The 15,518-nt window shown below is 74.1% G+C and carries 7 protein-coding genes; all 7 read left to right on the top strand.

Annotated elements, in window-relative coordinates; all coding sequences use genetic code 11:
• The first annotated feature begins 35 nt into the window (after positions 1-35).
• The 7 genes from FMP39_RS07655 (at position 36) to FMP39_RS07625 (ending at position 15,516) form a co-directional block, all read left to right on the top strand.
• Positions 36-9,584, top strand: coding sequence for a flagellar hook-length control protein FliK (locus tag FMP39_RS07655; RefSeq protein ID WP_141589309.1), 9,549 nt, complete (start codon positions 36-38; stop codon positions 9,582-9,584).
• A gap of 20 nt (positions 9,585-9,604) precedes the next feature.
• Entirely contained in the window at positions 9,605-10,210 is a 606-nt protein-coding gene (locus FMP39_RS07650) for a hypothetical protein (RefSeq protein WP_090488521.1), read from the top strand.
• Positions 10,210-10,902 (top strand): 7-cyano-7-deazaguanine synthase QueC, encoded by a 693-nt coding sequence (queC, locus tag FMP39_RS07645; protein WP_141589308.1) that lies wholly within the window; start codon positions 10,210-10,212, stop codon positions 10,900-10,902. The genes FMP39_RS07650 and queC overlap by 1 nt, the downstream gene beginning before the upstream one ends.
• Positions 10,899-11,555 carry a M15 family metallopeptidase gene (locus FMP39_RS07640; RefSeq protein ID WP_141589307.1) on the top strand — a complete coding sequence of 219 codons (657 nt, stop codon included), beginning with the start codon at positions 10,899-10,901 and terminating at the stop codon, positions 11,553-11,555. The genes queC and FMP39_RS07640 overlap by 4 nt, the downstream gene beginning before the upstream one ends.
• Before the next feature lie 98 nt (positions 11,556-11,653).
• Positions 11,654-12,985 (top strand): von Willebrand factor type A domain-containing protein, encoded by a 1,332-nt coding sequence (locus FMP39_RS07635; protein ID WP_228557765.1) that lies wholly within the window; start codon positions 11,654-11,656, stop codon positions 12,983-12,985.
• 9 nt (positions 12,986-12,994) lie between these two features.
• Positions 12,995-14,818, top strand: coding sequence for a HAMP domain-containing sensor histidine kinase (locus tag FMP39_RS07630; RefSeq protein ID WP_141589305.1), 1,824 nt, complete (start codon positions 12,995-12,997; stop codon positions 14,816-14,818).
• The gene (locus tag FMP39_RS07625) at positions 14,815-15,516 is read left to right on the top strand and encodes a response regulator transcription factor (RefSeq protein WP_090488530.1); all 702 of its coding nucleotides are present in this window, start codon (positions 14,815-14,817) and stop codon (positions 15,514-15,516) included. The genes FMP39_RS07630 and FMP39_RS07625 overlap by 4 nt, the downstream gene beginning before the upstream one ends.
• Positions 15,517-15,518 lie beyond the last annotated feature (2 nt).

Below are 15,518 nucleotides of genomic sequence, written 5' to 3'. Positions count from 1 at the left end.
GGCTTGGACCCCGTGCTAACGTCCCTGCTCCCGCGATGGCTACCGAAAGCGATTCTCCCAAGCCCGCCACGGCGCTGGATGCGCGCGCCGCCGCCCCCGAATTGCGCCTGCTGGACCGCAGGGCGTTCGTGGGTTTCCCGGCGCTGGAGGTCCTGCCGGGACTGCGCATCTCCGACTTCGCGCTCCAGATTCCGGACGTCAGCTTCCCCTTCAACGTCAGCGCCGGCGCCACGCGCTACCAGCGCAAGAAGCTGCACTTCGGCTTCCTCGAGCTGTCCGTCGACGCGGACCTGGTGACGCGCCGGGTGGCAGAGCTGGCCGGGCGTCTGGCCGGCATCGAGGACCTGCGCCTGCACTTCCGGCCCGGCTACCTCGAAGGCCAGGGACGGCTGCCGGCGCCGGAGCACACGCCCTTCACCTTCAAGGTGGCGTTCGACGCGGATGGGGAGCGGCTCGCCGTCTACCTCTACGACGTGCGCCTCTACGGCTTCTCCTCCACGCCGTCCGTGCAGGTGCCGGGGCTCTTGTCCGCGGCCGTGGGCGCGCTGGCGCTGGTGCCGGATGTCGAGGTCCGCGGGGCCACGGGTTTCTCCACGCGCGTGCTGCCCGCGCTGTGTCAGCTGGCGGCGGTGAGCCGAGGCTACAAGATGCCGACGCTGGACACCGCGCGCCTGTCGGCCGCGGAGGTCTCCAGCACGGGCCTGCGCCTGCGCTTCTCCGCGGGAGGACTGCCGCCGCCGTCGCCGCCGGATGAGGAGCTGCTGCTCGCACTGGAAGGCGCGCGCGCCTTCGCGGACGCCGAAGGCCTCATCGCGCAGGGCCGGCTGGCCGACGCGCGTCAGGCGTATCTCCAGGCCGGTGACGCGCAGGACGCGCACCCCTTCGCCGCCGAGCGGCTGCTGTCGCTGATGGTGGCGGACCCGCAGGCGCATGACCTGGCGCTGGACGTGGCGGCGACGCTGCAACGCCGCAGGGACCGCAGCCCCGCGTCGCTCTGGGGCGAGGCCGTGGTGCGTGAGCGCCGGGGGGAAGGTGCCCGCGCCGCCGAGCGCTACCTGGCGCTGTGCGCGCTCGCGCGCCGGACCTCGGAGGAGGCCGCGGCCTTCTTCGCCGCCGAGGCCGCCGCCCGCTGCTCGCGCGACACCGCGCCCCAGGTGGCGGTGAAGGCGCTGCACGAACTGCTGGGGCTCAAGCCCGACCACCTGCCTTCGCTCAAGGCGCTGGCGCGTGCGTCCGACCAGGCCCGTGACAGGGCGGGCGCGGTGCGGGCCTATCGCCGGTTGGCGGCGCTCGCTCGCGACCCGGCCGAGGCCGCCGATGCGCACGTGCACCTGGCCCGGCTGTGCGCGCAGACGGAAGACGACATCGCCGGCGCGCGCCTGCACTGCGAGGCCGCGCTGCGGCTGGCGCCAGACCATCCGGACGCGCTGCTGCTGCTGGGCGAGCTGTGCCATCGCGGCGGTGAGCACCTGCGCGCGCTGAAGGCCCTGGACCGTCTGCGTGAGGTGGCCATGGGCCGCCACGAGCTGGACCGGGTGGGCCATGCCGACCTGATGGCCGGCCGCGTGTGGGACGAAGGCCTGAAGCAGCCGGAGAACGCGCTGCTGCGCTTCCGTGAGGCGGTGTCGCTGCTGCCCGGTGAGCCGGAGCCACTGTTCGCAGCCGCCCGGGTGGCGGAGGGGCTGGGCCGGTTGCAGGAGGCGCTCGCGGGCTACCAGCAGGCGCTGGAGCTGGCGGGGCCGGCGCCGCGCTCGGAAGGGGTGCGTCACGCCGCGCACGCCAGCCACCACGCGCTGGCGCGGCTGTACCGCACGCGGCTGGGTGACCCGGCGCGCGCGCGGGAGCACCTGGAGTCCGCGCTGGCGTTGGATCCGCGCGACGCGGTGGCGCTGGAGGAGCTGATTCCGTACTTCCGCGCCACTGGCCGCTCGCAGGAGCTGGCGGAGGCGTTGGAGAAGGCCGCGGCGCTCCAGGAGGCCCCCGGCAAGCGCGCGGCGGCCTGGGCCGAGGCGGGCGAGCTGTACCGGGGCAAGCTGCAACAGCCGGAGAAGGCGGAGCGGTTGCTCCTGCTGGCGTTGGAGGCGGATGGCGACCACCGGCCCGCGCTGGAGTCGTTGCTGGCGCTGGCCGAGGCCCGGCGTGACGGCGCGCTGCTGACGCGGTGCCTGTCCTCGCTGGCGCGGCTCGCCACGGACCTGAAGGAGCGCGCGCAGAAGTACCGCCGGCTCGCGGTCGCCGCGCGCGACCTGGCCTTCGATTTGGACCTGGCCGTTCACGCGCTCCAGGAAGTGCTGCGCGCCGAGCCGGATGACCTGCCCGCGCTGGGCGAGCTGTGCGCGTTGCAGCGCAAGCGCGCCGACATGGCGGGGCTCGCCGACGCGCTGGAGGTGCGCGCGCGGGTGGCCGAGGCGCAGGGCGATAAGCGGCTGGCCGCGGCGGCGCTGCGTGAGCTGGCCGGAGTGCTGGAGGCCCGGCTGGGCCGCGTGGGTGACGCGCTGGTGGCGCTGGAGAAGGCCGCGCGGCTGGCGCCGGACGCCGCGGTGCTGCTGGACCTGGCGGACCTGTCGCTGCGCTGCGAGCGCCCCGAGCATGCGCGGCGCGCGCTGGAGAGCTTGCTGTCCACGCTGCCTCGCACGGCGGCGCCGGAGAAGCTGGCGGACGTGCGTTCCCGGTTGGGTCGCGCGTGCGAGATGCTGGGGGACCGCGAAGGCGCCATCGCCGCCTACGCGCAGGCCTTCCCGCTGCGCCGGCTGGATGATGCCCTGGCCGCGCGCCTGGAGGCGCTCTACACGGAGGCCGGGGAGTCGCAGGCGCTGGCCGAGCTGTGGGCCAGCCGCGCCCAGGCGCTGATGGGCGCCGACCGCGCCGAGGAGGCCGCGCCGCTGTTCCTCCAGAGCGCTCGCGCACTGCTCGAGCGAGGCGAGAACGCCGCGGCGCTGATGCGCCTGACGGCCGCGCTGGAGGCGGACCCCGAGGGCCCGCTGGCCGCCGAGGTGTTGGAGTCGCTGGCCGAGTTGGAGCTGGAGCGAGGCGAGAAGCTGGAGGCCGCGCGCCTGTACGCGCGCCGCGCCGCGCTGATGCCCGAAGCCCGCGCTGGCGCGAAGCTGCTGTTCCGCGCCTCGCTGCTCGCCGCGGGGACCAGCCGCGAGGAGGCCTTCCTCGCCGACGCCCTGGAGCGTGACGCGAGCTACGCGCCCGCGCGCCAGCGCCGGGGCGAGCTGCGCCTGCCTACGGATGCCCGCGCCGCCTTGGAGGACTTCGAGGCGGTGCTGGCCCTGCCGCCCGCGGACGGCGACGCGCCTCGCGAGAGTGAGCGCGTGGCCCTGACGCGCAAGGCCGCCACCGCCGCGGTGCGCGCGAGCCGCACGGATGCCGCCCGCCGCCTGCTGGCCGAGTACAGCGCCCGCGCGCCGGAAGACCTGGACGCCCGGGTGGAGCTGGCGTCGCTGCACCGTAAGGCGGGGGCGCGCGAGGCCCTGGCGGACCTGCTGGTGGAGTTGTGGCCGCGCCTGTCCGGCGAGCCCCGCCGCGCCGCTCGCCGCGAACTGGCGGAGCTGTCGCTGGGCCTGGGGCGCGCCACCACCGCGGTGGACGCGCTGCGCAGCCTGCGCTTGGAGGAGCCGCAGGACACCTGGGCGGCGCAGTCGCTGCTGGACCTGCTGCCTCCGCCCGGCACCGGCACGCTGGAAGAGGAGACGGAGCGGCTGGAGTTGCTGAGCACGCTCGTGGCCGCCGCCTCGGGCGAGGCGCGCGCGGAGTTGCTGGCCCGGCGTGCCGTGCTTCACCGCGCCGCGGGCCGGGTGTCCGCCGCGCGCGACGACTTCTCGGAGGCCGCGAAGGGTTCTCGTCGTCCCGCATCGCTGCTGCTCGCGCTGACGGAGCTGGCGCGCGAGTCGGGCGACGAGGCCGCGGAGCTGGACGTGTGGCGCCGCGCCGTGGCCGCCGACGCCAACCTCGCCACCCGCGCTCGCGAGCGACTGCTGGCCCTGTCCGCCACGCTGGTAGAGAAGGACGAGCGTGCCCTTGCGCGGGAGGCCCTGGGCGCGGCCATTGGACTGGAGCTGTCCGCGGCGGAGCGGTGTGACGCCTTCTTCTCCCTCGCCGAGCTGGCGCGCCGTGATGGCCAGCCGGAGGACGAGGCCGCCGCGCTCGCCGAGGCGGCCCTCCAGGGTCCCGCGCCTCGTCGGGTGGAGGCACTGCTGGCGCGCGCCGCGCTGCTGGAGTCCAGCGGCCGCATGGAGGACGCGGGGCAGAGCCTGGAGGCCGCGCTCGCGCTGGCCCCGCGGCACGCGCAGGCCACCGCCGCGCTCCAGCGCGTGCTGCGGACCCGGGAGGACTGGGCCGCGCTGGCCGAGCTGCTCGCCACCGAGGCACCCCACGTGGCGCCCGCCGAGGCGGCCGCGATGTACGCCGAGCTGGCCAGCCTCTACCTGGACCGGCTGTCGCAGCCGGTGCCCGCGGAGGCCGCGCTGCGGCAGGCGCTGCGCCTGTCCCCGTCTGACGCCGCCGTTCGCCGTCGCCTCGTCTCGCTGGTGGCGGAGCGTGGGGAGCTGCGTGAGGCCGCGGCGCTGCTGGAGACCGCGGCGGAGAGCGCCACCGCCCACGACGCGGCGCTGCTGCTGCGTGAGGGCGCGGGTTACGCGCGAGGCGCGCACGACCTGGACAAGGCGCTGAAGCTGGCGCGCAAGGCCCACGCGCTGGTCCCCGCGCAGGGGCCGGAGCTGGCGTCGCTGGCGGAGTTGCTCTACCTGCGCGGCGCCGTCATCGAGGCGCTGCCGCTGCAAGACGCACTCGCCGCCGCCGCGGATTTCCGGAGCGCTCCGGAGGCCGCGGAGTCCGCGTGGCTGCGCCTGGCGGAGCTGGCCGAGCAGACCGGAGAGACGAAGCGCGCGGTGGCCGCGTACCGGAAGCTGCTCGTGGAGCGGCCCCTGTGCGAGGCCGCCGTCATGCGTCTGGCCGCGCTGCTGGAGAAGGAGGACCCGCGCGGCGCCTTCGAGGTGCGCGTCACCCACGCGCACGCATTGGCTCCGTCCGAGGACACCGTGCAGCGGCTCGTCGAGCTGTCGGCGCGGGCCCGCGAGGTGCTCGCGGACGCGGGTGTGGCGGCCTCGCTGCTGGCGCGCGCCGCGTCGCTGGCGTCGGAGCCGCTGCCGCTGCGTCGCCGGTTGGCGGCGCTGCACCGGGAGACCGGCCGCACCGTGGAGTTGCTCGCCGAGCTGCGCCAGGTGGCCACCCTCAGCCTCGAGGCAGGGGACCCGGACGCGGCGCTCGAGGCCTATCAGGAAGAGGCCCGGCTCGCGGTCGACCTGGGCCGCGCGGACGACGCGCTGCGGGCGCTGGCGGATGCGCGCGACTTGTTGGAGGCGCGGGGGCAACAGTCCGAGGCCGCGGCGCGCGAGCGCTACCGGGCGAAGCTGCTGCGCGACGTGAAGCTGGACCCCGCTGGCGCCGAGGTCGCGCTGGAGCGCGCCTTTGCCCTGGCCGTGGACCTGGGCACCGCGAAGCTGGGCGCGGCGCTGGCCGAGCGTCGCGACGACGCGGAGGCCGAGGCGCGTTGGCTGGAGCGCGCGCTGCCGCTGCTGGATGACGCGGGCGAGGCCGCGGCCGTGTTGCTGCGGCTGGCGCGGCTGAACCTGGGCGTGCTGTCAGACGTGGCGAAGGCCGAGGAGTTGCTGCGCTCGGCGCTGCGCAAGGACCGGGCGCTGACGGAGGCCGAGGGCCTGCTGGAGAAGCTCCTGGAGAGCGACGGCCGGCTGGCGGAGCTGGCGGCCTGGTACGAGGAGTGCGCGGAAGGCGAGCCCGATGCGGCCCGTCGCGCGGAGCTGTTCCTGCGCGCCGCCGTGCTGTACCGCGACCGGGCAGGGCGCCCGGAGTCCGCCGCCGCGGCCTTCATCGCGGCGCGTGGCGCGCGCCCGGACGACCTGGAGCTCACCGCGCAGGCGGCGGAGCTGCTGCACGAGGTGAAGCGCCACGCGGACGCCGCGGAGTTCGACGCGGTGCTGCTGGAGGCGGACCCGTTCCGCGAGCCCGTCTTCGCTCGGCACCTCGCCTTCCTGGAGGAGGCCGAGGACCATCAGGCACTCGCCGAGCTGATGCTGCGCAGGGCGCAGCGCCAGGAAGCCGCGGGCGCCGCGGAGAGCTACCTGTCCGCCGCCCGTGCCTTCCGCGCGGCCGGTGCCCGCGAGCGGGCGCTGCTGTGCGAGGACCAGGCCTTCGAGCTGAGCCCCGCGAGCGCGGAGGCCTTCGAGCGCGTGCGTGAGCGCGCGGCCGGTGACGTGCGCCGGCTGGCGGACCTGCTGTCCCAGCGCGCCGCGGCCCTGTCCACGTCGGAGGCCCTGCCTCTGCTGCGCGAGCGCGCCGCTCGACTGCTGGCCGCGGGCGAGGCGCTGCTGGCCGCGGAGGCCTTCGACGAATACCTCTCCCTGGCGGGGGACGACGTCGACGCCCTGTCCGCGCGCGCCGAGCTGGCCGCGAAGGGTGGAGGCCCCGTCGCCGCGCGCCCCTACGACCGCCGCTTGCTGGACGTGGGCGGGGACGCGCTGCCGGTGCCGGTGCGCACGCGGACCTGGCTGCGGTTGGGCCATGCCTCGCTCGGCGCGGGCGCGTTCCACGACGCGGCGGATGCCTTCGAGTCCGTGGTGGCGCTGGAGCCGGAAGGCGAGCGCGGCCGCGAGGCGCTGTCGCTCCTGGCCGAGGTGCACTCGCGCACGGGCAACGCGCCGGGCCTCTACCGGGCGTCGCTCCAACTGGCGCGCCATGCGGAGGACGCCGCCACCGCCGAGGTGCTCTACCGCCGCGCGGCGGACCTCTTCGACGACCCGAAGGACGCCATCGACGCGCTGTTGCCGCTGGCGCGCCTGCGTCCCGCGGATGCGTCCGTCATCGACCGGGCCGTGGCGGGGCTGCACGCCCTGGGGCGTCATGGCGACCTGCTGGACGTGTACGCCTCGGGCGCGGAGGCGGCGGGTGGCCGTCGCGCCGCGGAGCTGCTGTTGGCCGCCGCGTCGGTGGCCTCCAGCTCGCTGGCGGATGAAGACGCGGCGTGGACGCTGACCCAGCGCGCCGCGGAGGCAGCGCCGGAGGACCTCACCGCGCTCCAGGCACTGGTGACGGGCCTGCGTCAGCGGGGCGACTCCACGCGGCTGCTGGAGGCGCTGGAGCGGCTGGTGCCGCGCGTCGAGGACGCCGACGAGTCCGCGGTGCTGCGGCTGGAGCTGGCCGCGCTCGCGCGTGACGCGGGCCGCGTGGACGTGGCGCGCGAGGCGCTGGAGGAAGTGGCCGCGCGTGGCGCCTCGGGCGCGGGTTACGCGGACGCGCTGGAAGCCCTCGAGCCGCTGCTGAAGGACGCCCCCGCCCGTCGCGCCGAGGTGCAGGTGGCGCGCGCGGAGCTGGCCTCGGGCCGCGAGCGGCAGGTGCTGCTGATGGCGGCCGCGCGGGGCTTCGAGGCCGCCGGACAGCTTCCGGAGGCGCTGAAGGCGGCGAAGGACGCCGCCTCGGTGGAGCCGGACGTCGACGCCGCTCTGCGGGTGGCCCACCTGTACCGCGCGTCGGGCGAGGCGCCTCGCGCGGCGCGGGCGCTGCTTCAGGCCGCGCGGCTGGCGGCGCCGGAGGAGCGCCCCCCGCTGCTGCTGGAGGCCGCGGGCCTCTGGGAGAAGGCGGGAGAGCACGGTGAGGCGCTGGAGGTGTTCGAGCGCATCGCTACCGAGGCATCGGACATGCTCGCGCCCTCGGAGCTGGCCGAGCGCTTCGGCCGGCTGGGCGCCTTCGCTCGCGCGCTGGAAGTGGGCTTCGCGCCCGCCATGGCCTCGGGCGACCTGACCGACGCGCTGGCCATGGCCGCGCAGGCGGGCGACACTGCGCGCACGCGCGAGGCGCTGTGGGCCCTGGCCGCGCAGGCGGACGCGGACCCCGCGCATGCCTCGGCCCTGGCGGATGGCCTGCGCGCGGAAGGCGACGCGGAAGGGTTGCTGGAGCTCGCGGGCCTGTCCGCCGCGCGTGACGCCGCGTTCGCGGTGGCGCTGCGCGATGAGGTGCTCCGCTCGGCGGCGGCCTCGGTGCTGCCTCGCCTGCGCGCGCTGGAAGAGCTGGCGCCCGAGCCGGGCTTCGCGGCCCGTCTGACGCTGTTGCTGCCCACCCTGGAGAAGCTCCCGGAGGCGCTGGCGGAGGCGGTGCTGACGCAAGTGCATGCGCAGCCGGGCACGGTGCGCGTGGAAGCGCTGGCCATGGCGGCGGACGGCTGGCCCTCGCGGCGCAAGGCGCTCTTGCGCGAGCGTTACGCGCTGGAGCTGGAGCTGGGCCGCTACGAGGCCTGCGTGCGCACGCTGTCGCAGCTGGCAGGCGAAGAGTCGGACGCGGTGGCTCGCGCCGTCCTGCACCTGGAGCGCGGCGAGTTGCTGCTCAGTCCGCTGGAGCAGCTGCCCGAGGCGCGCGAGGCCTTCGAACAGGCCCTGAAGGACGACCCCGCGCAGCTCCATTCCCTGCGGCACCTGTTGTCGCTGGTGGACCTGGGCGAGGAGCCCGCTGTCTTCGTGTCGCTGGTGGAGCGGCTGGAGCAGGCCGCGGGCGCGGAGTCCGGCAACACCTACCGCGAGCGGCTGGCGGACGCCTACGAGGCCCTGGGCATGGTGGCGGACGCGGCCGCGCAGCTCGAGCGGCTGCCGGAGACGGACGAACGGCTGGCCCGCCGTGCGAGGTTGGCGGAGGAGCGCGGCCTCACTGGCGAGGCCCTGCGCCTGCGCGAGCGGCTCACCGACGAGCCCGCGGTGCTGGAGGCCATTCTCCGCGGCTACCTGGACGCGCAGTTGGTGTCGCCCGGAGCCCGGCTCGCCGCGCGCCTCTTCGATGCCGGCGAGCTGTCACCTGAAGTCACCCGCATGGCCGCCGAGCACCTCTCCACGGTGCCCGAGGGCGTGTCCCTGGCCGTCCACATCTGGCCGCACCTGCTCCGGGAGCACCCGCTGGACGTGGATGGGTGGACGCTCTACGCGGAGGCCCTGCGGGCGCTGGGCCGGACGGAGGACTCGCAGCGCGCGGACGGCGTGGGCGCGGCCCTGTCCTCCAGCGACGCGGCGGCGCCTCAGGCCCCGGTGTCCCCGCTGCCGGTGCCCTCGGGCTTCGAGCACCCGGTACCCGCCGGCGCGGTGCCGGTGACGGCCGAGCGCCTGCCCCGGCTCGCCGCGGCGCTTCGCCCCGTCCTGGCCTCGCTGGGCGCGGGCTCGCTGCGACTCGTGGTGGACCCGGTGGGCGGGGTGGAGGCGTACCTGGCCAGCGGCGACGTGCTGGTGCTGGGCGCGGGCGCGCTGTCCTGCTTCGGCGCCTCCGAGCTGAGTTACCTGTGCGCGCTGGCGCTGGCGCTGGGGCAAGACGGCGTCAAGCTGGCCCGTCCCGGTCCGGTGCCGGCCATGGAAGCGGCGGCGGTGGCGGCCTTCCGCGCCGTGCCGGCCTCGCTGGCGGCGGGGCGCGTCCTGGCGCGGCTGGACGCGGAGGTGCGCGGAGGGGACCCGGCGCAGGTGGATGTAGGCGCCGTGCTTGCCCGCGGCGACACCTTCCGGGCGCTGGCCCTTTGCGTGCTGGACGGCGCCTAGCCGTGTAGCGTGACGCCGCCATGCACGTGAAGCGCCTTGCTCTCGCCGCCCTGCCCGTCACGGCCGTCGCCGTGGCGATGGCCTGCTATTCCGAACCGGTGTACCCGGGTGACCAGGTGCTCGGTTCGTTTCGCTTCGAGGCCCGGCTGGATGCCGCGCGCACCACGTGCGACGCCTCGGTGCCGGACTTCGCGCAACTGAACGACGCCGGTGTGTTCCTCTTCGAGGGCACCTTCTCGCGCGACACGGACGCGGGCACGGGCTTCTTCACCGTGCAGGGCTACTCGCGTGACGCGGGCTATGAAGGGCAGGTGGCCACGTCCACGCTGAAGGCCGTCGCGCCCCGCGCGTCCTGTGGCACGGGCTGCGAGGACTCCTCCATCGAGGAGACGCTGCGGGTGACGCTCTTCAGCGACAGCCAGGCGCGCAGCCTCAGCCGCGACTGCCGCCAGTTCGACGGCGGCATCCCCGACGGCTCGGTGCCGGGTCCTACGGAGAACGGTTACGACGTGTCGCTGGCGTGCGGCTCCCTCACGGACATCTTCTTGCCGGGGACCCGCAACTGCAATTGCCAGCCGTCCACCTGCACCACGGTGTACACCGTGCAGGGAGAGCGGAGGGATTGATGGTGAAGCGCGCGGTGGTGTTGATTTCGGGCGGCCTGGATTCGACGACGTGCCTGGCCATGGCCAAGGCGAAGGGCTTCGAGCCCGTCTGTCTGGCGGTGGCCTACGGGCAGCGGCACGTCGTGGAGTTGGAGCAGGCGAAGAAGGTCGCCGCCGCCATGGGCGTGACGGACTTCCGGGTGGTGTCCATCGACCTGCGGCAGGTGGGCGGCTCCGCGCTGACGGCGGACATCGAGGTGCCCAAGGACCGGCCTTCGGATGAGATGAGCCACGGCATCCCCGTGACGTACGTGCCGGCGCGCAACGCGCTGTTCCTCTCGCTGGCGCTGGGGCTGGCGGAGGTGGTGGGCAGCACGGACATCTACATCGGCGTCAACGCGGTGGACTACAGCGGCTATCCGGACTGCCGCCCGGAGTTCATCCGTTCCTTCGAATCGATGGCCAACCTGGCCACCAAGGCGGGCGTGGAGGGCGCGCGCTTCACCGTGCACGCGCCGCTGTCCGGCCTGTCGAAGGCGGACATCATCCGTGAAGGCGTGAAGCTGGGCGTGGACTACGGCCTGACGCACTCCTGCTACGACCCGGACGCGCAGGGCCGCGCCTGCGGGCGCTGTGACAGTTGCGTGCTGCGCAAGAAGGGCTTCGAGGAAGCCGGCGTGCCGGACCCCACGCGCTACACGGAGTCCGCGTGACGCCGCGCCTCGGCTGGGGCGTGGTGGTGGCGCTGGGCCTGTCGTCCGGGCCCGCGCTGGCCAACGACGCGGGAACGCCGAAGGCCACCGCGACGTCGAAGGCCGCGGCCTCCCTGGTGGACGCCACCACGGTGGTGCCGGACCTGGTCGTGGACCTGCGCTACGCGACGGCGGACAACTTCCTGAAGCGGAAGGTGTACCCGGACACGGCGCGCTGCCTGCTGCTGCCCGAGTCGGCTGAGCGCCTGAAGAAGGCCGCGGACGCGCTGCGCGCCCGGGGCTACCGGCTGAAGGTGTACGACTGCTACCGGCCCCGCGCGGTGCAGTACCAGATGTGGGAAATCATGCCGGTGCCCGGCTACGTCGCCAACCCGCGCACCGGCTCCAACCACAACCGGGGCGGGGCGGTGGACCTCACGCTGACGACGCTGGAGGGCCAGGAGGTGGAGATGCCCACCCCCTTCGACACCTTCACACGCGCCGCGCACCATGGGTACGAGGGCGGCACCGAGGCGTCGCGCAAGCACCGCGAAATCCTGCGCGAGGCCATGGAAGGCGTGGGCTTCAAGCGCAACCGCATGGAGTGGTGGCACTACGACCTGCCGGACGCGAAGAAGCGCCCCGTGCTGGACGTGCCCTTCTCCCCGCCATGACATGATGAAACCATGATGAACGGAGGGCCCGCCTGCGGCACGCTGCAGGCACCTCCCCAGGGTGGTCACGGCGTGCGTGGCCCGGGATGGCACCCACGATGAAGCCCACCCTCTGCAATGCCCTCTGTGTCGTCCTCCTGCTGCTGTCCGCGCCTGCGCTGGCGGCCGGAGGCCTCTCAGGCACCGTCGTGCGTGCCAGCGACAAAAGCCCCATCCCGGAGGTGCGCGTCACCGCGACCTCACCCGCGCTGCCGGAGCCCCGCTCCACGGTGACGGACGCGCAGGGCGGCTTCCGCTTTCCCCAACTGGAGGATGGCGTCTACTCACTCCGCTTCGAGAAGGAGTCCTTCCAGGCGCTCATCCGGACGGACATCACGGTGAAGGCCGGGCATGAGCCCCGCGTGGACGTGGCGCTCGCCGCGGCGTTGCTGACGCGCCCCTCCGTGCTGGCCCCCGCGCCGGTGGACGATGACCGGGAGCGGGCACCCGCCTGGACGTTGCAGCACCTGCCCGTGCTCGTGCCGGATGGGGCGTGGCAGACCGTCTATCGCGCGTCGCTGGGGAAGCCGGGCTCCGGCGTCGAGACGCGGGGCTTTGGGGTGAACCCCACCATCGACACGGAGGAGTCGCGCGTCTCGGAGTTCCCCGTGGCCGTGGACACCAGCGCCTACGCGGTGGCGCGAGACTACCTGTCTCGTGACGTCTTCCCCGCGGAAGGCGCGGTGCGGACGGAGGCCTTCATCAACAGCTTCGGTACCGGGGACGAAGGCGAGCCGTACGGCCCCTTCTTGCTCTACGTCGAGGGTTTCCCTTCGCCCAGCCGCAAGGGCTATCACGTGGTGCGAATCACCGTGAAGGCCCGCGAGCCGGTGCGCGAGGTCGGCGTCCAGGTGGAGTTCAACCGGAAGGCCATCGCCCGCTACCGGCTGCTGGGCTACGAGTACCTGTCTCCGAACCCGGAGCCGCCCGACCCAGGCGACGAGACGGAGCTGTTTCCACTGGCCGCCGGCCAATCCGTCACCGCCATCCACGAGGTGAAGGTGCACGGGCCCTCCATCGCCTTCGGGATGCTCCGGGTGCGTTACGAGCAGGGCAACTCGAGCAACTGGCGCCGCGTGCAGATGATGATGCCCTCCAGCACGTTGCGCTCCGACTATGCCCGCGCCGCCCCATCCACGCGCCTGGCCTACGTGGCCTCCGCGTTCGCGGAGAAGTTGCGAGGCTCCTTCTGGACGCGCGCCCTGGACTGGCCCCGGCTGCTGACGCTGTGGGAAGGCATCGGCGAGCCGCTGCGAGCCCGAAAGGACGTGGCGCAGTTGGGGGCGCTCATCCGCAAGGCCCAGTCGCTGGACACGCGCAAGGAGCGCTTCGAGCGCCTCATGCCCGGCGGAAGCTCGGACTTCGACGACGTGCCCTCCCTGGGAAACTGAGCCGCTCCGATGCTCCGCCGGTTGCTGCCCACCCTCATCGCGCTCCTGCTGGGCTTCGCCGGGCTGGCCTGGGGCCTGGGCTCGCTCCAGCGCATCTTCGCCACCGAGCGGGATGACGCGCAGGCTTCGCTCGATTCCCGCCGGGAGGCCCTGGAGCAGTACGCGCGTGCCTCCCTGGCGCAGTCCCTGAGAGACCGCCTGGAAGCGGCGCGCCCCGCGCTGGAGGCCGCCGCGCTGGATCCGCTCGCCCCCGCGACGGGGCTCTACCTGAGAGAGCGGGGCACGCAGTTGCTGCCCCGGCTGGCCCTCCACGACACCGGCGAAGACACGCCCGCGAAAGAGCGCTACGCGGGCCTGCGCGCCGGCACGGAGCGGGCGGACGAGGCGGAGGACCCGTGGGCGGAGCGGCTCGCGCTGATTCGCGAGGTGGACCGGGCGCTGTCACGCGGCGACCGCCGTGCGTCCACCGTGGCGCTGATGGCGCTGCTCCAACACCGCTCGCAGTACGTGCTGGCCTCTACGCGCGATGTGCCGGGCTTCCTGGTGGTGTTGGAGTCGCTGGCGGAGCGGGGCGACCCCGTTCCCCAGTTGATGCACGCGCTGGTGCGTGACGGCCTGGCGGACGGGCGCAGCGGCCGCCTGGATGGATTGCAGCGGCTGCTCCTGCTGCGCCGCGCGCGCTTCACGAAGGAGGACTTCGACTTCCTGCGCGAGCGCATCGTGGCGCTCTCCACGAAGGCCGGCGTGCCGGCGGCGGACTTCGAGGCCCGCGCCGCCGAGCTCGCGTCCGAACCGCTGCCATTGCCCAGGACGCTTCCGGGCCCCGCGCTGGTGCGAGCGGGGTGGTACCTGGAGCCGCGCGGCGGCAATCACGTGCGGGGCGTGGCGGTGGACTCGGGCGCGCTGCTCCAGTCGCTGACACGGGAGATGCGCGAGCGCGGGTTGCTGGAAGCGGACGGACAGGTGCGGCTGCTCGCGGACGCGGAGATGCTGCCGCTGGCCGACCTGCCGCTGTCGGTGGACACGCCGGAGTGGGCGCGGGCCCAAGGGGCGCTGGAGCGACGCTACCGGCTGAAGACGGGCATGGTGGCCGCGTGCGCGGTGCTGGCGCTGGGCATCGCCGCGCTGGCCTTCGTGGCCCAGCACCGCAAGTTGCGCTTCCTGGAACTGAAGAGCGACTTCGTGGCCACCGTGTCACACGAGCTGCGCACGCCACTGGCCTCCATCCGGCTGCTGGCGGAGACGCTGGAGTGGCGGCTGGCGGAGGGCACGGACGCGCGCGACTACCCGGCGCGCATCGTCCGGGAAGCGGACGGCCTGGGCTTCCTGGTGGAGAACCTGCTGTCCTTCAACCGCATCGACAAGGGGCGCTGGGTGCCAAAGCTGGCGCCGGTGCGCCTGGACGAGCTGGTGGCGCAGTTGCGCAAGGACCTGGAGTTCTGGTCCAAGGTCCCCGTGGAACTGGAGGCGGACGTGGGGGAGTTCTCCCTGCTCGCGGACGGACAGCTCCTGCGCCTGCTGCTCTCAAACCTGGCGCGCAACGCCTGCGCCTACAACACCCGCAGCCCGGTGCGCCTGCGCATCGAGGCGCTGTCAGATGGCCGCGTGCGCTTCTCCGACAACGGCGTGGGCATCCCCCAGGCGCAGTGGGAGCGCGCCTTCGAGGAGTTCGTGCGCCTGCCGGGCCAGGGACATGATGCACCCGGCAGTGGCCTGGGATTGGCCCTGTGCCGCCGCATCATGCGCGTGCACGGTGGCACCCTGCGCGTGGCGGCCTCCAGCCCGGAAGGCACCACCTTCGAGCTTCGCTTTCCTCATACGGTGACGACATGACCTCATCCGTTCCGGCGCTCCTCCTGGTGGAGGACGACGCCAACCTGCGACTCGCGCTGCGCGACAACCTGGAGAACCAGGGCGGCTACGCGGTAGAGGAAGCCACCTGCGTGCGGGAGGCGCGCGAGCACCTGGGCCGGCGCGACTTCCAGCTCATCCTGCTAGACGTCATGCTGCCGGACGGTGACGGCTACACGCTGTGCCGCGCGCTGCGCGAAGAAGGCGTGGCGACGCCCGTCCTGATGCTCACCGCGCGCACCCTGGAGGATGACGTGGTGCGGGGCTTCGAGTCAGGCGCGCAGGACTACCTGGGCAAGCCCTACCGGCTGCGCGAGCTGCTGGCGCGCGTGGGCGCGTTGGTGCGCCGCTCCGGCGCGGCGCCGGTGAAGGGGCTGCGCTTCGCGGGCTACCGGATGGACCTGGACCGCCGGAAGGTGGAGACGCCGGCGGGCGCCTCGGTGGAGTTGACGCGGACGGAGTTCGACCTGCTCGCGTTCCTGGTGCGCGAGCGCGAGCGCGTGCTGCGCCGCGACGAAATCCTGGACGCGGTGTGGGGCCGGGACGTCGTCGTGGACCCGCACACCGTGGACAACTTCGTCTCCAGCCTGAAGAAGAAGCTGGGCTGGAACAGCACGTCCCGCTTCGCCATCCAGACGGTGCGCGGCGTGGGGTACCGGATGGAAATCGAAGCGGCCTGACG

It is taken from the genome of Myxococcus sp. AB056 (genome assembly GCF_006547365.1).
Taxonomy (GTDB): Bacteria; Myxococcota; Myxococcia; order Myxococcales; family Myxococcaceae; genus Myxococcus; species Myxococcus virescens.
Note: the sequence above shows the minus strand (reverse complement) of the source record. Positions and strands in the feature narration are given on the sequence as shown.